We start from the raw sequence: 20703 nt of genomic DNA, 5'->3' as shown, positions 1-20703 counted from the left end.
CGACGCAGGTATCGTTGACCCTGCGAAGGTAACGCGTTCCGCACTGCAATATGCAGCATCCGTAGCAGGCTTGTTCCTGACTACTGAAGCGGTAGTGGCTGATAAGCCGGAACCGGCTGCACCAGCTGCTCCTGACATGGGCGGCATGGGTGGAATGGGCGGTATGATGTAATAAGGGGATAGCACCCTTAAATAAACAAGAGTTTCCGAGTAAGAGACGCTTTATGTTATTGATAAAAGAGGCCTTCGCAAGTTAATTAACTTGAGGAGGCTTCTTTTGTCTATGTGTGGTTACAAATATCAAACTGAAGGAGATAACAATGCATAAAAGCAATGAAAATACTATTTATAGTTTTTGAAGTTGTAAACTTTAGGGGATAGTGTGTTATACGTATATATAGGTGGTAAATGGTAATTACTTGGTTATATATTAGCGGGGTATGGATTAGTCTGAATGTGCTCGAAACGCTGATAGCATAAATTAATAGATCTAAGGTTGTCATGGGTAAGAAGTATGGCAACCTTTTTTAATTTGAGAAAAATGACTTTGTAAAAATGATATTATCAGGAAAATACCTCTCTTTAAGGCATTGCTAATCAGGTCATCGTAAAATGATCTTAAGGTCTAACTTATGAAGGATATGGAATGTAACTATCTAACTTTCAAATAGAGGGTTTAATAGATATCGTTTCAAATTATTGACGGTTTTTGTTTGCTTTTCAGATATATTTCATTTTAATCCATAAAACGACAATGTTCTACTTTCATATCTATTATACTACAGTTAAGTAGTAATTTTTCTCAAAAATTGAGTAATCTTATCTTATGGAAGGGGGATTTAAGATTCACTAATAAGAGGTACAAAACCATATCATTTTGAAATTGAGAAGAGGTTCAATATTAAAAGAAGGTCTTATGTCAAGATATACGACTGTGTAATCCACAACATTTTTTCGTTATAAATCTTCTTTTACCTAAGTGTAGCAAATAACTAATAAGGCTGGAGAATAATGCTAAAGAAATTATTTTTGTTACTGTGGAGTAGCATGATTGCTATCATTTGTTTTTGGACATTTGTTGGAATGTTCTTTTGGAATAGTAATAGGAAAGTTGCTCTATTTTGGTTGGCTGTAACAGTAGCCATTTTTTTATTTTATGTAGCAACCTTAATAATACTTAAAAGAAGGTATTCTGGTTCTTTTTTGTTCTTGAATGTGCTACTGTGCATTATTTTATTTGTAAGTGGCCCCCAGATTCAGCAACTTGGAATACATATAAAGCATTATTTCGAAATACCTTCAAGTCAAGTGCAAAAGCAATTGAACCAGGAGGTAACTGATGCAATAGAAAAAACGAAAATACCATACAAAGTTAATTTTGAGATAAGTAAGAAAATGACCAGTCAGAAAGGGAGCGGGGTCGTCGCAGTAGTAAAGACCAAGAAGGGAGAGGTTCAAAAAACTGAAATAGACAAAATTATTAGTGAAACTTTCAATAGGGATATGTTTATTTCGTTTTATGATTACGATGAGAAATGGGTTATTAGCATTAAGTTTAATATATTTCGGGAAATTGAATACTGTTACCCTTTCTCTAAATGTGAGGATCTTGGGATAAATCTTAAGCAATAAATTTGTATATGTGATGTAAGGATTTAAAAGAGAGAAGCATCATTTTTTGAATGATTTGAAATTGATACTAAAAACAGAAAATATGAGTTGGTACTTAATAAAAGCTACTAATACGTTTTTTGGAGGAATGAAAATGGGAAAAAAACTGTCTTCATTTTTTTTATGTATTATTCTATTACAAGCTTTTTTTAGTAGCAATATTTCTTTAGCTGCAAGTAATATTTATACAGCTAGTAGCGAAAATGTGAGTTTAGATTCGATAGGGGTTAGGAGTACGCATGTCTGGGCCGATAAAAGTGAAGTTGAATTTGGAGAGAATATAGCCATTTATTATTATTTTGATGATAAGCCACATACAGTAAAGATTGATGTTTATCGAAATGGTCAATTTTATAATACATATTATAAGTATAGCGGAAACATGGGAGATCTTTTCGAGTTAAAATCGAATCAGTATAGTGAGGATGGTACATATAGATTCGTATTATCCCCTATTGATATTAATGATGGAGAAAACTATTCGGCAAGCGTTTCAGTTAATGTTTATCAACATCGAATAATATTTATTCCTGGAATTATGGGGACAGATTTATACTCTGGGGAGCAAGAAAATTTGGCTTCCACCCGATAATTTGCCAAAAGCTATTTTTGTCAATCAATATATAAATCAGCTAAGGATGTATGAAAGTGGGTAAAGCGTTGATGATACAATAGTCCCTGGGGGTCCAGTATCAGATTATTATAAAAGTTTCGAAACCTATTTTACCAAAAAAATTTTAAAGTTGTGAATTTTGGATATGATTGGAGACTTGATATAAAACAAAATGTAACAAAGCTAAAAAAAGTAATAGATGATGAAGCAAAAAACAAACATTCAAGTAGTAAAATATTCGTAGTAGCTCATAGCATGGGGGGGTTACTTGCAACAGAATATATAAATGAAGGTTATGGTAAGAATATTGATAAGTTAGTTACTGTTGGTACACCATATTTGGGGGCTCCACAAGCATTATACATATTTACAACTGGCCATGTTGTTGGTCGAACATTTGAAGACTCTCTTACTGGCGACGCTTTCAAAGATGTTATGAGGAATATTTATTCAGCATACCAACTTTTACCATCAAAAAATTATTTTGATTATAATGCTACGACATATGTTACTAAGAAATCATACGTTGGTTTACCTTGGTTTGGTCGTTCAGAATCCGTTACTTTAAATTACGATGAAACAAAAAAAGTTTCTAAAGAGTACAGCTTGGTCAAATAATAATATGATAGATCGATCAGATTCTTTTCATAATAGTTTAAATATCTTAAAAAATCTTAGTTCAGTGAATTCATATTATATTATCGGTGATGGAATAGATTCCATAAGTAATTTAACAATGGTTGGTGTAGACTCTGGACTTCCGAGTATCGATAAAATAACCTACAAAAAAGGTGATGGTACCGTACCTAGAAATAGTGCCACAGTAGGTGACAAATTAGATCCTAGTAGGACGTATTATATCAGAGAAGGTCATACAGCTCTTGTAAGTAATCCAAATGTACAAATGCAAGTTTTAAATATTCTAAATGGCAAACCGAATGAACTAGCCCCAAAGATTAGTAAAAAGAAAATAAGTGTTGCTTCCGTATCTCTTCAAAGTGAAGGGCCAGTTGAATTACATGTTAATGATGCATTAGGCAATCATATTGGAATAAATGGAGAAGACTTTGATCAAAACATTCCATACGGTAATTATTACAGCGATGGTGATAATAGATTTATAACTCTAGATGCAGATAATTATACTGTTAAAATGAAGGGAACAGGATATGGTTATTTAGTTTATACGTTAGCGTGGACAAATGAGGATGAGATAGAGGACAAAACGGTTAGATTCGATGCCATAAGAATAACTCCAAAATCAGTATTGACTTCAGAAACGAATAGAGATGGACAAATTACACTTCATATTGATGATGACGGGGATGGAGTTATTGATCGTAGTCTATTACCTTCTGTTGAATTAAGTAGAGAAGATATTTTAGATGAGACGATACCAACTATTACTTCTAGAGTTGACGGAGTAAAAGGCGTTAACGAATGGTATGGTAAAGATGTATACTACAATATTTTAGGAGAGGATAGTGAGTTTGGTGTTTACAAGATTTTCTATGATTTAAACGACTCCGAGTATAAAGAGTATACGGGACCTATTCCTTTACCAGACACCGGGATTTATAAATTCAAATCTTTTGTAAGAGATAAAAATAGGAACGATTCAGAGATACTAATAGAGACTGTAAAAGTAGACACCACGAATCCAACCAAGCCTACGATGACAGTTGTCCCTCTGAAATGGACCAATCAATTTGTAAGTATTACTTTATCTGATTCACAGGATGCAGATAGTGGATTTCAAAAATACCAATACAAAATAGGACAAGATGGTGAGTGGAAGGACTATACCGCCCCCATTATTATTGATACAGAAGGACTACACAAAGTCTATGCTAGAGCAGTAGATAATGTTTTCAATTTAAGTGAAGAAGTTGTAGGGTATGCCAAAGTTGATAAGACGAGCCCAACAGCACCCGATGGTTTTGAGATTTTATCATATAATTATAATCAAATTAAAATATCTTGGTCCCCTTCTACTGATAATGTAGAAGTTACTAGTTATGATGTTTATCAAGATTCTGTATTTGTCGGTAGCACTACTGATACCGAATTTACATTTCGGTACAGGTGGTAGGCCTAAGGAGTCAGTGAACTGGCGGCTGGAGATGGCTACGCCTATGCGTTAACAAGTGCGGGCACGGTATGGGGCTGGGGAATAAGCGGCAGCAATAGAATACCGGGAGCGAGTGGGAATAAATACCAATCCGTACAACTGAGTGGATTCACGAATATTGCGAGCATCGCAACAGCGAAAGGGTCAAATTATGGCTTGGCGCTGAAGAAAGACGGAAGCGTGGCAGTATGGGGAGAAAATTACGCCACGTTAACACCGGTGAGCGGGCTAAGCAGGATCCGTGGCATTGCCGGAGGAAGCAGCAACTATGCAATCACCGGAGATGGAAGCGTATGGAACTGGACGAATGGAGCGCCGGTTCAAGTCGCGGAATTAAGCGAGATTGATGCGGTGGCAGTAGGGACGAACTACACGGTAGCGTCGAAAGTAGATGGAAGTGTGTATGCGTGGGGGAGCGTGAACACCTTCGGACAACTGGGGGATGGAACGACCGTAGCGCACGCCACCCCGGCGTTGGTACAGGTGACGTTAACGTATCCGCTGGGCAGCCAAAGCGCGCCGGAAGAGAGCAATGTGAGCAATCCGGTAATCCGCTGGACGCAAGAGGATGCAGCCTTAACGAACTTTGCGATGTACCAAGTACAGGTACTGGATGCGAGCGGAGCTGTGGTGGTGGATTCCGGCGAGGTGAATCAGCCGTTAACCTCAAACGTTAATGCTTGGACGGTGAGTACGCCACTGCCGACCGGGCAGGCATTCCAGGTTCTATAGTGGATCATTTAGGTAATCCAGTTGAAGGTCGATCAATCAAAGTTATTCTTAGCCGTGATGAGGGACAATTAGTTAGAAATACGCTGGTATTAACAAATGATAGTGGATATGCAATTTTTAGCGACTTAATGATGAAGAATATTAGAGTTGATACCGGGCTTACAGGCGTAGGTTACAACGCAGCTACAGGCGAATGGGTGAACATGTGCGACGCAGGTATCGTTGACCCTGCGAAGGTAACGCGTTCCGCACTGCAATATGCAGCATCCGTAGCAGGCTTGTTCCTGACTACTGAAGCGGTAGTGGCTGATAAGCCAGAACCAGAAAAGCCAGCTATGCCTGACATGGGCGGCATGGGTGGAATGGGCGGTATGATGTAATCAGGGGAGCCATCCCTTCGACACCTAAGTGTTTGTCTGACTAAACAGTGCAATATGCTCGCTATAAAAGGAAGCCTCTCATCAGTTCATTGGGACTGACGAGAGGCTTCTTTATTATCAAATGAAAATATCAAATGGAAGTTGCTATAGCTATTTTTTGCATGGGTAACCATTTGGATCTCATCGACCTCAGCATCAGGCGGCCGGAACTTCTGTTTCTGGTGCTACTTCAGGTGTTACGTAAGGTACTGCGCCAGGTGCCGTTTCAGGCACTACTTCAGGGACATCCTCAGGAGCGGCTTCCTCAGGAGTCGGATTTAGCTCTATATGGCGACCGTCAATCCACCAGTTGCCATTGTTAGTATTGATAAGGAGCCAATCGGACCAACGCCCAATGACCTGAACGGTTTGTGGACTCAGAGTGGAACCCTTAGGGGAAAAAGCATCCGGATATTTATAGGTATAAGCGTTATCCTTAAGATCGGCGGTGGCATTCATATCCTCAACAACGGCTAGCTTACCTGGTGACGGTTGAACCCAACCAGTCCCCTGGTTGCTAACCACCTGATACCAGTCGCCCTTCTGAGCTGTCACTTCAACCTGTTGTGGCTTCAGATTGGATATGCTGTCTGCAGCTCCAATCTTGCTATACAATTTAGTTTCCGCTAATAGACTCATAGATTGCCGGAGATATTGAACCTTTTGCTTTTCCAGCCAAAGATTATAGGATTTTTGCGCTGTAAATAACGGAACTTCTTTATTTTCGGACCAGATTCCATTAAAAGCACTTAATGGTACGCTTCGTTCTCCAGCATATTCTGCCACCTCGATCGTATAGCCAGGGCGGCCAAACTCTTGGATGAACCAGTCTTTATAGCCTCCGCCGGAAGGGTTTTTCTCAGGCTGAACCAGAGAATATCCTGTAAGCTTGCTTATCTCCGCAGCAATAGCTTTATCTCTAGATAGATTTTTACTAAGCGTGTTGAAGTGCCAAAATAGGATTTGTCCCGAGCTATGATAGGAAATTGTAAGTTCAGGGTCGATCTTGTATGTAAAATTCATCATACTTTGTACTTCTAGAGCTTGAGCCGGCTGAGTGCCTTTATAATTTTGGTGCCAAGGATACGCTTTGGAATTTTTAATAGTGTTCCATTGGGCCGGGTATTGGCGATTCAGATCGATCCCCTGCATATTGGCTTTCCAGCGATTAAAGTTAGCGCTGTTGCCATTGTATTGCTTTAAGGTTTTCGCCAGATTGGCTGGCAGACCTGCGGTTCCTTGCTGTGATAGGGTCACACCATCCGGATTAACCATCGGAACAAACCAAATGCTTACGTGATCCAGCAATTCGCGTACGTTATATTTTGAGATTGTTGTATTGTTATCGTAGGCAGCAGCATAGGTATCAATCATTTTCATTAAAAGAGTTGTCGTTATCCATTCTCTGGCATGATGAGATCCATTAAGAAATAAGACGGATTTACCCCGGCCTAATTTGACAGCCCATAACTCCCGGCCATATTTCGTCTGTCCTATTGTTTCATAAGCTATTAGATCAGGGTAGGCATCTGCGAGTTTTTTAATATCTCTTTGCATAATGGAATAAGAATAGATTTGGTTAGGATTTACGATAGTTGTAGATGCCTTAGCAGATTGCGGTGCTTCAAAAAAAGAGGCTACTAGTAACAAACATAGGAAGAATAGAGCTCTTTTCAATGGAGTAGCCTTTGAAACTGGTGACTTAATCAATACCTCACGTCTCCCATTCATCTGTTAATAAGTAGAAAGTCTAGTGATTAGTTGCGAGTATAAGATAATATACCTATTAAGTCAATCCATTTACTGGAATTAATATAAGGCTAATTTACTAGAGTTGAATGTATAGCGGATCAATAAAAGGAACATAATAGTTTTTATGCTGTTGAATAGGAGCTGCCTAACAGGTGGTCTAAAGGGTGATAAAATCTGAATTTACATGTTGCTTTTAATTTGATATATTGATCGGTAATTCATTTCGTGAAATAACTTTGGATAACCTGGAAGAAGTGGTGAGTAACATGGGATAACTGTAAAAGATATGCTGCAATTGCCTTCCTTTCGAGGAGCAAAGGTACTGACTGGAAAGAGTAATCTTCACCGTACCATTTCCTCTTTATCCGTACTGGAGGTTTCAAACGCGGATTATTCCTCCCGGATCGTCAATTCGGTTCAAGAAGAGTGGTATGCGGAAGAGATGGTGATCAGTTCTTTTTACTCCATTAAAGATAGTATAGAGAAGCAGTGTGAAGCGGTTGAGTATTTGTATGGGCTCGGTGAAGTCGGACTGATTCTATATTATGTGGGAATCATCATTCCCGAAGTACCCGAAGAGGTGCTGCAATTAGCAGCGTCCAAAAATTTCATCATCATTTGCATGCCTGAAAATGACTTTTCACTTCGCTATAATGAAGTGATCTATGAAGTGATGGAAGCGATTGTTCTGAACAATCAGACGATCAACGATAATTTTGTGAACGAAGCATTAGAGAAAGTGTCCTTGCTGCCAGAGCACTCACGAAGCGTTGAAATTACACTTAAATTTTTGTCTGATCGGCTGAAGGCGAACATCATCCTGACGAATACGCATATGGAAATTATGAATCAAGTGATGTGGCCTCGTAATTCATCGTTAGATGTGGCTCATCTTATAGATGTCTATGCTCCCTATTTATTAAATGGCGTGAAGGAACAAGCAGAACCTAATTGCGATTGCTATGTGGAATACAAAAGTGTTCATCAAAAAAACGGAGAAGTATTGTATCTATTTCTAATTAAAGAGAATTCAAAATTACCCGCGAAGACCATCGATAAAATCAGCGAGGTTGTACAGGTGGCCATCAACCTGTGGGGGGATAAGCACAACGAGGTCAGCGAATACGCCCTGGTAAAAGCGATTATTAATGATGAGAGCGATAAAATGCGAAGGCTGGCTCATCTTCTCCATATCGATGTCGCTTCCATTCAGATGATGTGGCTCGTATTTATTCAGGATTTGACAAAAGAAAATCAGATTCGCGAAGAGCTGGAAGAGTATTTGTTCAACTATTACAAAACAGCGGTAATCCAAACCGTCGATCATTGTATCATTGCGCTTATGGGAAATTGCTCTTGCAAGTACAATGAGTATGAGATTGCAGCCGAATATATCGATACAACGAATTCTTCCTCGCTTATATCCGAAATGGTCTATGCCCCCAGAATGAGAAATACGCAAGATGTTCGGCGTATGTACCGGCTGGTCAACAGTGTGGGACGGAAGGTCCATCTGATTTATGAGCATCGTAAATTATATACGGCTGCTGAGATGCGTTCGATGAAACAGGCGATCGATCTGAGCGCACAAGGCGAGGAAGTCCTTGAGGAATGGCTGGCGGTTATTGATCCCATTCTCGGCGATCCGGATTCGCTTAAGACGCTTATGACCTTTTTGCTAGATGCCAAAGGGAATTATGATGCCTGTGGAAAAATGCTGTTCGTGCATAAAAACACAGTGAAATATCGGATTAAAAAGATCAGCGAATTAATTGGTTATGATGTAACGGTGAATTCCGAATTTTATGATGTTTGCATTGCTTGTATGATTTATCGGCTGATACACAGCTAGTTGAATCCGTAACTTTTGTCAAAAGGACAAAAATTGCGGATTTTTTTTGGGTTTTAGCAAAAGACGTAATGCTATGAAACCTTCTATAATAAGAAAAATTCACTTAATGAGGGGGAGAAATGATATGAGAAAGGACGGGGAGCATCAATCTTGGTTCACCCTGGGGATGGTTTGGGCCGGAGCGGTCATCAGTATACCAGGCCTCCTGGTGGGGAATACGCTGATCGCAGGGATGGGTTTATCCAAAACACTATGGATCGCCTTTTTGGGTTATTCCATCATCGTTGTCCTGATGATTCTTCAGGGCATTCAGAGCACGGATCTTGGTAAATCAACCGTTCAAGTCGCAGCTCAGGTATTTGGCAAACAGGGCTCGCGCACCATTTTATCCATTATTCTCGCCATTGCTTGCCTCGGGTGGTTCGGGATTCAGGCTAATGTATGCGGGGCAGCGCTGGCTAATCTGCTCGCGGGGTATGGAATGACGATCCCAGTTCCCCTGGCTTCATTAATTAGTGGTCTGGTTATGGTCTTTTCAGCGATGTACGGGATTAAAGTACTTCGAGTACTTAGCTATATAGCAGTGCCTCTACTTATTGTGATCTGTATCTATGGCTTAATCCAAGCGTTCACGATGGATTCCGTTCATCATATTTGGAGCTACCGGCCTGAGAAGCAAATGAACTTCATGGATGGACTAGCTGTAACAATAGGCTCATTTGCCTTAGGGGCCGTTATTGCAGGCGATTATTCGCAATTTTCGAGAAAACGTTCCGATGTATTGAAGGCAGCATTAATCGGTATTGTCCCCTCTGGGGTATTGATGATTAGTGTGGGCGCAATTCTATCTTTTGCTTATCAGACTAGTGATATTGCAGCTGTCTTTATAAATATTACGACGCCTTTTATTGGGGGTGTAGTATTAATCCTGGCTACATGGAAAACAAACATGGTTAATGCTATTTCAGGTGGATTTGCCCTTACCAACGTATTGCATATTTCCAAGGATAAGGAGAAATGGGCAGTAGGAGTGGCGGGACTCATTGGGACGGTGCTTGCGGTAATCGGAATTTTGAATTATTTTACGCCCGTTATGTCGGTCTTGTCAGCAATGGTTCCGCCAGTAGCAGGGGTTATGATCGCTTCTTATTGGGTTATGAACAAGGGGGATAAGAATCGTTGGAAGGAAACAGAGGGGGTTAATCGTCTGGGAGTGATCTCCTGGCTGATCGGTTCCATCATTGCTTGCCTGCCCGTTGTGCTGTCCTTCTTCCCAAGCTTGCCCCAAGTATCGAATCAGCCATTGATCGGCATCGTTATTTCTTTTGTTCTGTATGTGGTTTGCTACCGGATCATGGCCAGAAAGTCAGTCCTATTGGAGGGAAATTAAATGAGATATTTAGATCAACAAGCGATTGAGAATATTGCCGTCGGCGCTGCATTCTTAGGAACAGGGGGTGGCGGAGACCCTTATATCGGCAAACTTATGGCTCTTTCAGCCATAGAAAAAAACGGACCTGTAAAGCTTTACTCTGTGGATGAAATTGAAGATGAAGACTTCTTCATTCCGTCTGCGATGATGGGCGCGCCCTCCGTATTGATAGAGAAATTCCCGAAAGGCGACGAATTTGTCAAGGTGTTTCAGAAGCTGGCCAAGTATTTGGGCAGAGGGAAAATTTCAGGCACCTTTCCGATGGAGGCGGGCGGAGTTAATTCTATGATTCCGATCGTCGTTGCAGCACAGTTGAATCTACCGCTGATTGATTGCGATGGCATGGGCAGAGCATTTCCCGAGTTGCAAATGGTGACGTTCAACCTCGACGGCATTTCGGCTGCACCGATCGCAATTACAGATGAGAAAGGGAACATCGGTATTTTCGAAACAATCGACAATAAATGGACGGAACGGTTGGCGCGTACAGCAACAGTGGAGATGGGGGCCAGTGCTTTAGTAAGCCTGTATCCAACGACGGGAGCCCAGATCAAGAAAAGCGGTGTCCATCACATCGTGACTTTATCAGAGCAGATCGGAGAGATCATTTCTGCCAAAAATAGAGATGCCAAAGACAAGCTTGAGCAGCTTTTAAGCCTGACCTCCGGATATGAGTTGTTCCAGGGGAAAATAACTGATGTCATTCGGGAAACGAAGGGCGGCTTTAATTTTGGCAAAATGAACCTGGAAGGCATTGAGATGAACAAAGACGAGCAGATGAAAGTTTATTTTCAGAATGAAAACCTGCTCGCCGAGAAGAACGGTCAGGTTGTAGCGATGACGCCGGATTTAATCTGTTTGGTTGACTACGAAACCTTGCTGCCCGTAACAACGGAGAGCTTGAAATATGGAAAACGCGTCCGCGTTATCGGGTTGCCAGCGCATCCCAAGTGGAGAACCGAAATGGGGATTAAGACGGTGGGACCGAGATACTTCGGGTATGATTACGAATATGCGCCGATTGAAGAACTGATAAGCAAGGCGGTGGCTAGCCATGTATAGAATTGGAATAGATGTAGGCGGCACGAATACAGATGCTATTATTCTGGACGAGCATAACCGGTTAATCCATAGCGTGAAATCGCCAACGACACTGGATATAAAGACAGGGATTGTGACGTCGCTGCGAAAAGTATTGCAGGAAGCGAAGGTTGATAAGACAAAAATCACGCATGCCATGCTTGGGACAACACAGTGCACCAATGCGATCGTTGAACGGAAGAAGTTGGCCAAAGTTGGTGTAATTCGCTTGGGTTTCCCCGCTACCGCTTCTGTTCCTCCATATACGGCTTGGCCGCAAGATATGGTAGAAAAACTAACCGGCAACTATGCTCTGGTTCAGGGTGGCTATGAGTATGATGGTCAATTGCTTGGTGAGATCGACAAGCAAGAGATTAATGAGCTGCTTGCGAAGTGGCGTGATAAAGTAGAGGCTATTGCGATTATCGGTGTATTCTCCTCTATCAAAAATGATCAGGAGCTCAAGGTACGTGACTTCATCTGGGAAGCATATGGGGAAAACTACAAGGTTTCCTGCTCATCCCTGATCGGATCTGTTGGTCTGATTGAAAGGGAGAATGCAACGATTCTGAACGCGGCTTTATGCCATGTTATCGAAACTACCGCCACAGGTTTTGCTAATGCGTTAGAAGCGGAAGGGATCAAGGATGTTGAAGTGTACCTATGCCAAAATGACGGTACGCTCATGTCGATTGAATATGCCAAGCAATTCCCGATTCTTACGATTGCTTGCGGGCCAACGAATAGTATTCGGGGAGCTTCCTATTTGGCAAATATTAAGGATACGATGGTTATCGACGTAGGTGGTACGACATCGGATATCGGTGTTTTGCAGGATGGATTTCCAAGAGAATCCTCTGTAGCGGTAGAAATAGGCGATATTCGCACCAATTTCAGAATGCCGGATATCATCTCGGTGGGGCTTGGCGGTGGAAGCATTGTGCGTTTAGAGGGTGGACAAATAACGGTTGGCCCAGATAGTGTAGGCTACAGGATCGGAGAAGAAGCGCTTGTATTTGGTGGGAACACCATGACTGCGACGGACATCGCGGTTCGCCTCGGACTAGCAGATATGGGAGACAAGAGTTTGGTCAGTCATATCGATGAAGGGTTTGCGAAACAAGTTCAATCGGTAATTTCTTCGATCATTGCCAAAGCGATCGATAAGATGAAAACTTCTTCCGAAGATGTGCAGATCGTACTCGTAGGCGGCGGCAGCGTAATTATTCCGGATGAGATTCCAGGAGTAGCGGAGATCGTGAAAGTGGAGAACGGCGGAGTTGCGAATGCCATCGGCGCATCGATCTCTCAGATTAGCGGACAATACGAGCAGATCTATATTTATTCGCGGGCACCGCGAGAGGAGTCGCTTAAGGATGCTGAGGAAAAAGCAGTGAAGCAAGCGGTCATCGCAGGAGCCGATTTCGCTACGATAAAATTGGTTGAAGTGGAAGAGACTCCGCTTGCCTATCATCCGGAAAATGCAACACGATTAAGAGTTAAGGTTGTAGGTAAAATGAGTTAGAAGTTTTCTTAACGACGTAAAATTTTTGCGGAGGCCCCTCATGAATTGTACTATTTATGAGAGGCTTCTTTATGTTTTTCTATCTATCAACGAGGGTAGGCGAATTAAGGTATAATAAGTTATTACAGAATTAGGGAAAGGATTAGATAATCGATGAGACTCCATCAACTTGGCTCCTCTGATCTATTCATTAGCGAAATCGGCCTTGGCTGTATGTCTCTGGGGACAGAGGAACACAAAGCCATCGGGATTATCCATGAAGCGCTTGATCAAGGTGTTAATTTTCTGGATACGGCGGATTTATACGATAATGGGCGCAATGAAGAACTGGTAGGCAAGGCAATTCAGGGAAGACGTGATCGCGTAATTCTTGCCAGCAAAGCTGGCAATCGGCGGATCGAAGGAAGGGAAGGATGGGTCTGGGACCCGAGCAAGGCTTATATCAAATCTGCCATTAAGGATAGCCTGCATCGATTGCAAACCGATTATCTGGATCTGTATCAGCTGCATGGGGGAACAATCGAGGATCCTATCGATGAGACGATCGAGGCATTTGAGGAGCTGAAGCAGGAGGGCTTAATACGTTACTATGGGATTTCTTCTATTCGACCCAATGTGATTCGGGAGTATGCAAAACGATCATCAATGGTCAGCGTGCTGAATCAATTCAGTATTCTTGATCGACGTCCCGAGGAAGAGGTGTTGCCGCTTCTGCATGAGAAGGGGATCGGCGTTATTGCCAGAGGGCCACTGGCTAGCGGGGCACTTGCTGCTGAACGTGAGATCACTAAAGGCTATTTGAACTATTCGCCAGAAGAAATTATTAAGCTTCGTACACAGCTAAGTGCCGTAGCCCGAGAAAGTAATAGAACGATGACAGAGCTTGCGATTCGTTATTCACTCAGCCATCCTGCAGTCGCGACAGTGATTCCGGGTGCAAGCTCGCGGGAGCAATTGCTGGCCAATATTGCTGCAGCTCGTACTCCGCATCTGACACAAGAAGAGATAGAAGCGATTAAGCAGATTAGCGAAGCGAATCGCTATGAGCAGCATCGGTAATGATAATGGGTTGTTCAAATAGCTGGCTGTAGTAATCGCACTTATTATGCGGTCAAAAATGTCCGAGTGATCAAGCCAAAATGAAAAGGGTCGTCTCCAGGTCGGAACATCAACTTCCTGAGACGACTCCATTTCATTTTGATATGGCTGGCTTATTTATTCTACGTTGCTTGTCCCTCTCACTAATTACAAGGTCAAGCCGCCATCCACAAGAACAACGGATCCAACCATGTAACTGGAGCGATCAGAGGCCAGGAAGGAGACAACTTCGGCCATTTCCTCAGGCTGTGCGTAACGGCCGATACGCATGTTGCCAACTTCCTCCGGAACATATCCGCTCGTCATGAACTGCTCTCCCACGCTCTTGGTCAAGGTAGTTTCCACGCCGCCAGGGCAAATTGCGTTGACGCGAATGCCTTTCTTCACATACTCCAGAGCTGCGCCTTGAGTAAGACCAATGACGGCGTGCTTGGTAGCGGAATAGGCGGCTACACTATGTTCGCTGCGGACGCCGGCGGTTGACGCTGTATTGATGATCGAACCGCTTCCCTGCTTCTCCATTACCTTAAGTACATATTTCAAACCAAGGAATACGCCCTTCAAATTGATTGCGACGACGCGATCAAATTCAGCTTCTTCAATGTCAGTCAGAAGGGAGAATTTCTGGATAACTCCGGCATTGTTAAAGAATGCATCGATCCGGCCATAAGTTTCAACTGCTGTATTGACATAGCGCTGTACATCCTCGCTCTTGGAGACGTCAGCTTGGACAAAGATCCCTTCGCCCCCTTGTGCCTGAACCAGCTGTAATGTTTCTTCACCGGTCGTTTTATTAAAATCAACGAGTACCAATTTAGCTCCCTCGCGAGCCATTTTCAAACTGCTGGCTCTTCCGATACCGCTTCCGGCTCCAGTAACAATCACAATTTTATTGGCAAGTTCCATCCTTGATTCCTCCTAAAATTAGAATGAATTTAATTCAATTTAATTATATTTATTATTTAACTATAATTATTGTGTTTTTCTACGATTAATAGTATTATTTTCACATTAAATGGACTATCCTTTAATAATCATTATCATCAAGGAGAAACCTATGCAGCCGCTCTCATGCGAAGAAGTTAACTATATTTGTCAGCATCTTCATCAAGCCCATGGGCTATCAGTCTTTTATGTCAGTGAAGGGGAATTCAAAGCCGAATATGTGGCGGGCAACATGCAAAGAAGTCCGTATTATTTACCGCTGAAAGACCGAATTAAGGGCTGCTTGTCCCAGCAACAGAGCGACTGTCCGATTTTTTTCACGCTAAGTTATTTGCAGTTCTTCTACATTAACCTGGAGAATCAAGCGCAGGCAGCGGCAAAAATCGTGGTGGGTCCCTGCCTAAAAAGTGAGCTGGACAGTACGAATGTGGACATCATCAATGAGCTTTCGCAGCAGGGATTCACTAATATCCGACTTCTAATCGAGTTCTATCAATCATTCCCGGCCGTAGGATATGAACATTTGCTCTCCATTAGCCTGCTGGCATACTATATGCTCTATCAGGTACAACTGCAGCCCTCCTTTGTCGTTAAGATGAGCCACGACGTCATTCCCGAGATGGAGCCTAAAACGGAGCCCGATCTTGAAATTTCAAGCGGGAGAAGAAACCTGATCTTTCATTCCAACCTGTATTACGAGAGAGTGCTGCTTGATTATGTCAGGAGGGGAAGGCTTGATAAAATCAGAGATTTATCCCATTCCACGATTATTGGTGAAAAGGAGTTAGGTACGTTATCGAGGCGAAGCCAGCTTAGAAGTGAAAAGAATATTATGATTATTGGCATAGCTTTAATCTGCCGGGCAGCGATTGAAGGAGGCCTCAATGAGGAGACCGCGTTAACGTTAAATGATTTCTACATTCAGCAGTTGGAGGAAGAGGAGCAGATTTCGGGGATAAATGCTGTTATGGAAGAGGCCGTGACCGAATTCACCCATCGTGTAGCAAATCTGAACGAGCAGCGATACTCTGCCCCAATACAGGCCTGTCAGCACTATATCAGTGATCATCTTTATGAAGATATTACGCTGGAGCAGTTGTCCGGGCTAAGCTTCCTAAGTCCGAACTATTTATCCAGTTTGTTCAAGAATAAGGTAGACATCTCGCTAAGTGAATACATTCAACAAGAGAGAATCCATGAAGCGATGAAGCTGTTGACGCTTACCCCATATCCGATATCGGATATTTGCGCCTGGCTTAATTTTCATGACCAGAGCTATTTTATTAAAGTGTTCAAAAAATTTACCGGCATGACTCCTAAGCAGTACAGGAATGCGGAACAGCCTTCCCATGAATTTTGAAAACTTTCGCTGAACTCAATACAAGGCTCCCTTCCAAGGAGCCTTAGTTTATGCGGTTAAGGTTGATACAGAATCGCCATAAGCAACGTAAAAACGAAAAAAACGAGAGTTAAAAAGCCAAATAACATAGACGAAACAAAACGCGAGTTCATAAATACAAGTCTTGGGGAGATTAAACTAAAAATAAAAAGAGTAAACAATATGATAGTAGAGCATGTGAACCCTATTTCAAGTTTTATTTCTTCCACGACAGCTATTGCGAGGAACGTAAAAAGCACCTCTGCTAAAAAGACCAAAAACAAAAAAAATCGAACTACTCTAAAGGCTATTCCTGGTTTCTGAGATATTTCGGTTTCGGTTGCGTCTCCGTAATAACCGGTTATATGCTTGTCTTCTATGTAACTGTAGAACATAGTTTTCTTCTTATTTTCTTCTCTCTGTATGTTCATCATTTGTGCTCTAAAGTTCCTTTGGGTTCGATTGAGCATCAAATCCGGACTCCTTTCATCCCTTTTTTTACTAATATAATACAAAATTCTATATTTTTCTTCCTGTCCCTCTTTTTATCAACAGGTTTTTGAATGGATAATATTAAAAGGGGGATAATTTGACAACTTTCGCTGAATTCAATATAATTTTTCATAAATCTATATTTGATATACGTGGAAAGAGCGAAGTAGCGGCAGTCACTGTTCTCAGAAAGCCAGGGGTTGATGGAACCTGGCAGCATACTGTTTAACCGGCGAATTACACTCTGGAGTATCTTGGGTAATGCCAAGCGGAATAGCTAACGATACATAGCTGTGAGTGGTATGATGAGGTTATAGGCTCTCATACAAATTGGGTGGTAACACGGTTATTCAATCGTCCCTGGATCTGCTGGTGCAGACTGGGGGCGATTTTTTAGTTGGTGCTGAGGTTGCGTATATCTAGCTTCATAGAATAAGAGTTAATAGGAGAGGCGGAACATGAACATGAACATTATTGATGAACTACAATGGCGCGATGCGATTAATCAACAGACGGATGCGGAAGGGCTTCGCAAGCTGACTGAAGAGAAGGCGATCTCCTTGTACTGCGGGGTTGACCCGACTGGAGACAGTATGCATATCGGGCATTTGATTCCTTTTATGATGTTAAAAAGATTTCAATTGGCAGGCCATAACCCGGTTATTCTGATCGGTGGAGCGACAGGAACGATCGGCGATCCAAGCGGACGCCAGACGGAGCGGACTCTGCAGACGATGGAGCAGGTGCAGGCGAATGTAGAATCATTAACCGCGCAAATGAAGAAACTGTTCCTGACGGATGGGGACAACCAACTGCGCATGGTCAATAACTACGATTGGACGCATGATTTGAACGTCATTGATTTCCTGCGTGACTTCGGGAAGAACTTCAGCATCAATACGATGCTTGCCAAGGATATCGTAGCCAGCCGCCTGGAGAGCGGGATCTCCTTTACCGAGTTCTCCTATCAAATTTTGCAGTCCATGGACTTCCTGCACCTCTACCAGAATGAAGACGTGCAGCTGCAAATCGGTGGCTCCGATCAATGGGGAAATATCACTAGTGGTTTGGACCTGATTCGCAAAAAAGAAGGTTCTGAGGCAAAAGCATTCGGCTTGACGATCCCGCTAATGCTGAAGGCTGACGGCACGAAGTTCGGCAAGACGGCCGGCGGCGCGATCTGGCTCGATCCGAAGAAGACGACGCCGTACGAATTCTACCAGTTCTGGGCAAATACCGATGACCGCGACGTAGTGAAATACCTGAAGTACTTCACTTTCCTGGACAGGGAGACGATTGAGAGTCTGGCCGAGAAGGTACAAACCGAGCCGCATAAACGCGAGGCTCAAATTACGCTTGCGGAAGAGATGACAAGATTTGTGCATGGCGAGGAAATGCTGGCTCAAGCTCAACGGATCACAGCGGCGCTGTTCAGCGGAGATATTAAATCGCTGACGGCGGATGAGATTGAACAAGGCTTCAAGGAAATGCCAACCTTTGAAGCAGCCAAGGAATCCAAAAATATCGTCGATTGGCTTGTGGATGTTGGTATCGAGCCCTCCAAGCGCCAAGCGCGTGAGGATATTACGAGCGGTGCTATTACCCTGAACGGAGACCGCATCGGCGAGCTTGAGTTCGAAGTTAGCGCAGATCAAGCTATTGAAGGCCGCTTCATCATTATCCGTAAAGGGAAGAAGAAGTATCATTTAGTGAAGCTGGCGTAGACTTATTCACCGTCATTTTAATAGAGGCATAGTCCCAATTCTCGCCATTGAGAAGGGGACTATGCCTTTTTTACTTCAAATTTTGTTCATTCCAACCGACATAAAGAAGAAAGAAATATGATTTCCATCAGGGAGAGAGGTTAGAGAAATGAACAAGAGGAGTACATCCAGGCAGCAGTGGGCGAAGCCGCTCAAGGGAACAAGGGGCATCGTGACGTTTGCCGTAGCTGCCGCTGTAATTATGACCACGATGCTGTCTGCAAACGCCGCTTATGCCAAGCATGATGTTAATGAACATGTGCAGCAGCATACGCGTGCGGAGATTGTGCAGAAGATGAAGGAATATGTGTCCGTACGGACTGATGAAGATTACCTATGGGAAGAAGCTTATGAAGAGAAGCCCAGCATAAATTCTCCTTATTCCCCGGGGAAGCTGCGGGAAGCATACATATCGGAAGGCGTTAAGGCAGTAAACTGGGTTCGTTATTTGGCTGGTCTTCCGGATGACATCGAAGCGGATCTTACGCTCGGCGATCAGCAGCAGGCAGCCGCATTGCTCAATGCTATACATGGGGAATTAAATCATTATCCAGCACAACCTCAAGGAATGAGCGCGATTCTGTACAGCCTTGGAGCCAACGGAGCCAAGAGCAGCAACATCGCTTATGGGGCGGATAATTTCATGGAAGCCGTGGTGGATATATATATGTCCGATTCAAGCACAGGCAATATCGATCGGGTTGGGCATCGACGCTGGATACTCAATCCGAGTATGAAGAAGACGATGTTTGGCGCTGCGTTAGGACAGTCGGAAACATACGAAGTAGCATATTCCAATATGTATTCCTTCGATAAGTCTCGGCCAGCAGCAGAAGTCGCTTATGAATATATCGCTTGGCCAGCGGCAGGACAGTTCCCGCTTGAAGTATGGCATGAGAAGGACCCGTGGTCGATCTCGCTGAATCCGGATATTTATGATAATACAAAAACAAGCAGTGTCACCGTTAAAATGACCCGCCAATCCGATGGCAAGGTATGGAGTTTCAGTGCGGAGGACCAGGATAAAGTCGGCAAGTATTTTACCGTGGATAAAGGTGGCTACGGGATTCCTTACTGCATTATTTTCCGTCCGGATTTACCAATGGAATACCAGGCGGAGGATCAGTTCCATGTTGAAGTGACAGGACTTTACGGCAAGGGAAGCGGGCAGCCTCTCTCGCTCTCGTATGATACTCAGTTCTTCAAGGCCAAATCGGGAACCGAACCACTGATAGAGCAGCCAACCAGCCCAACAGAGAATTCGGTTCAGATCAGCCCTTGGGCTAAGGAGGATTATCTGAAGCTTAGCGAATATTCACTGTTGGATGGTCTTGAAGGCAGCAATCATGCAAGCCAAATCAGCCGCAAGGAGTTTACCTATATCGCCTTTAATCTGTATAAATATAAATCAGGTTATAAAATGCAGGGGATAGACAGTCCGTTCAGTGACATTGATCAAGCCAAAATCTCTCATGCGGCGAAGCTTGGGCTGATCAAGGGGACTGCGGCAGGACAATTCTCTCCCGATAAGAAGCTGACCCGTCAGGAAGCGGTCGTCGTGCTGATGAATCTCTACAAGCAGCTTGGCGGTGACATAGCCGCATCGGCGGGGCCAAACTTTACTTTTGCTGATGATTCGAATATCGCCGCTTGGGCGAAGGATAACGCCTATGATGCTTATCATCTTGGATTGATTCAAGGGATGGGCAATAATCAATTCCGTCCGCAGGAAAATTTGACCAAGGAGCAGGCCTATGTCATGATAGCCAAATTACTGGACAAATAAGAGGCGGGCCTGCTGTGAAATACAAAACACAAAA

Annotated in this window: 15 protein-coding genes and 2 pseudogenes; 15 read left to right on the top strand and 2 right to left on the bottom strand. The window is 43.0% G+C overall.

Annotation, left to right across the window (positions count from 1 at the left end):
* From groEL to DMN77_RS23775, 7 genes and pseudogenes are all read left to right on the top strand, one after another.
* Positions 1-172 (top strand): annotated as a pseudogene (groEL, locus tag DMN77_RS05895) (chaperonin GroEL); the annotation flags it as partial.
* A gap of 839 nt (positions 173-1011) precedes the next feature.
* Positions 1012-1632, top strand: a complete 621-nt coding sequence (locus tag DMN77_RS05890; RefSeq protein ID WP_179013955.1) for a hypothetical protein — start codon at positions 1012-1014, stop codon at positions 1630-1632.
* A gap of 133 nt (positions 1633-1765) precedes the next feature.
* Entirely contained in the window at positions 1766-2263 is a 498-nt protein-coding gene (locus DMN77_RS05885) for a hypothetical protein (protein WP_179013954.1), read from the top strand.
* 141 nt (positions 2264-2404) lie between these two features.
* Positions 2405-2902, top strand: a pseudogene (locus DMN77_RS05880) (lipase/acyltransferase domain-containing protein); the annotation flags it as partial.
* 4 nt (positions 2903-2906) lie between these two features.
* Entirely contained in the window at positions 2907-4376 is a 1470-nt protein-coding gene (locus DMN77_RS05875; protein WP_179013951.1) for an OmpL47-type beta-barrel domain-containing protein, read from the top strand.
* 195 nt (positions 4377-4571) lie between these two features.
* Entirely contained in the window at positions 4572-5147 is a 576-nt protein-coding gene (locus DMN77_RS05870; protein ID WP_179013949.1) for an RCC1 domain-containing protein, read from the top strand.
* A complete protein-coding gene (locus DMN77_RS23775) occupies positions 5147-5527 on the top strand; it encodes a TCP-1/cpn60 chaperonin family protein (RefSeq protein ID WP_372775445.1) in 381 nt (126 codons plus the stop codon). Before DMN77_RS05870 ends, DMN77_RS23775 begins: the two co-directional genes overlap by 1 nt.
* 195 nt (positions 5528-5722) lie before the next feature.
* Here the strand turns inward: DMN77_RS23775 and DMN77_RS05860 are convergent, their stop codons facing one another.
* Entirely contained in the window at positions 5723-7276 is a 1554-nt protein-coding gene (locus DMN77_RS05860; RefSeq protein WP_256872255.1) for a M14 family metallopeptidase, read from the bottom strand.
* Between the two features lie 328 nt (positions 7277-7604).
* On the opposite strand from DMN77_RS05860, the gene DMN77_RS05855 reads away from it, so the two are divergent.
* The 5 genes from DMN77_RS05855 to DMN77_RS05835 all read left to right on the top strand — a co-directional run bounded on the left by DMN77_RS05855 (position 7605) and on the right by DMN77_RS05835 (position 14266).
* Positions 7605-9170 (top strand): PucR family transcriptional regulator, encoded by a 1566-nt coding sequence (locus DMN77_RS05855; RefSeq protein ID WP_179013945.1) that lies wholly within the window; start codon positions 7605-7607, stop codon positions 9168-9170.
* A gap of 124 nt (positions 9171-9294) precedes the next feature.
* A complete protein-coding gene (locus DMN77_RS05850) occupies positions 9295-10560 on the top strand; it encodes a cytosine permease (RefSeq protein WP_068782335.1) in 1266 nt (421 codons plus the stop codon).
* A complete protein-coding gene (locus DMN77_RS05845; RefSeq protein WP_179013943.1) occupies positions 10561-11664 on the top strand; it encodes an S-methyl thiohydantoin desulfurase family protein in 1104 nt (367 codons plus the stop codon).
* On the top strand, positions 11657-13207 hold the full coding sequence (locus DMN77_RS05840) for a hydantoinase/oxoprolinase N-terminal domain-containing protein (protein ID WP_179013942.1): 1551 nt from the start codon (positions 11657-11659) through the stop codon (positions 13205-13207). The genes DMN77_RS05845 and DMN77_RS05840 overlap by 8 nt, the downstream gene beginning before the upstream one ends.
* A gap of 153 nt (positions 13208-13360) precedes the next feature.
* A complete protein-coding gene (locus tag DMN77_RS05835; protein WP_179013940.1) occupies positions 13361-14266 on the top strand; it encodes an aldo/keto reductase in 906 nt (301 codons plus the stop codon).
* Positions 14267-14452: 186 nt separating this feature from the next.
* Here the strand turns inward: DMN77_RS05835 and DMN77_RS05830 are convergent, their stop codons facing one another.
* Entirely contained in the window at positions 14453-15211 is a 759-nt protein-coding gene (locus tag DMN77_RS05830) for an SDR family NAD(P)-dependent oxidoreductase (protein WP_068782331.1), read from the bottom strand.
* A gap of 151 nt (positions 15212-15362) precedes the next feature.
* On the opposite strand from DMN77_RS05830, the gene DMN77_RS05825 reads away from it, so the two are divergent.
* The 3 genes from DMN77_RS05825 (at position 15363) to DMN77_RS05815 (ending at position 20669) form a co-directional block, all read left to right on the top strand.
* Complete coding sequence (locus DMN77_RS05825; protein WP_179013939.1) at positions 15363-16610, top strand: helix-turn-helix domain-containing protein; 1248 nt, start codon at positions 15363-15365, stop codon at positions 16608-16610.
* Positions 16611-17584: 974 nt separating this feature from the next.
* Positions 17585-18844 (top strand): tyrosine--tRNA ligase, encoded by a 1260-nt coding sequence (gene tyrS, locus DMN77_RS05820; RefSeq protein WP_179013995.1) that lies wholly within the window; start codon positions 17585-17587, stop codon positions 18842-18844.
* A 148-nt stretch (positions 18845-18992) separates the two neighbouring features.
* Entirely contained in the window at positions 18993-20669 is a 1677-nt protein-coding gene (locus tag DMN77_RS05815; RefSeq protein ID WP_179013937.1) for an S-layer homology domain-containing protein, read from the top strand.
* Positions 20670-20703: the final 34 nt, after the last annotated feature.

It is taken from the genome of Paenibacillus sp. 79R4 (genome assembly GCF_013393165.1).
GTDB lineage: Bacteria > Bacillota > Bacilli > Paenibacillales > Paenibacillaceae > Fontibacillus.
Note: the sequence above shows the minus strand (reverse complement) of the source record. Positions and strands in the feature narration are given on the sequence as shown.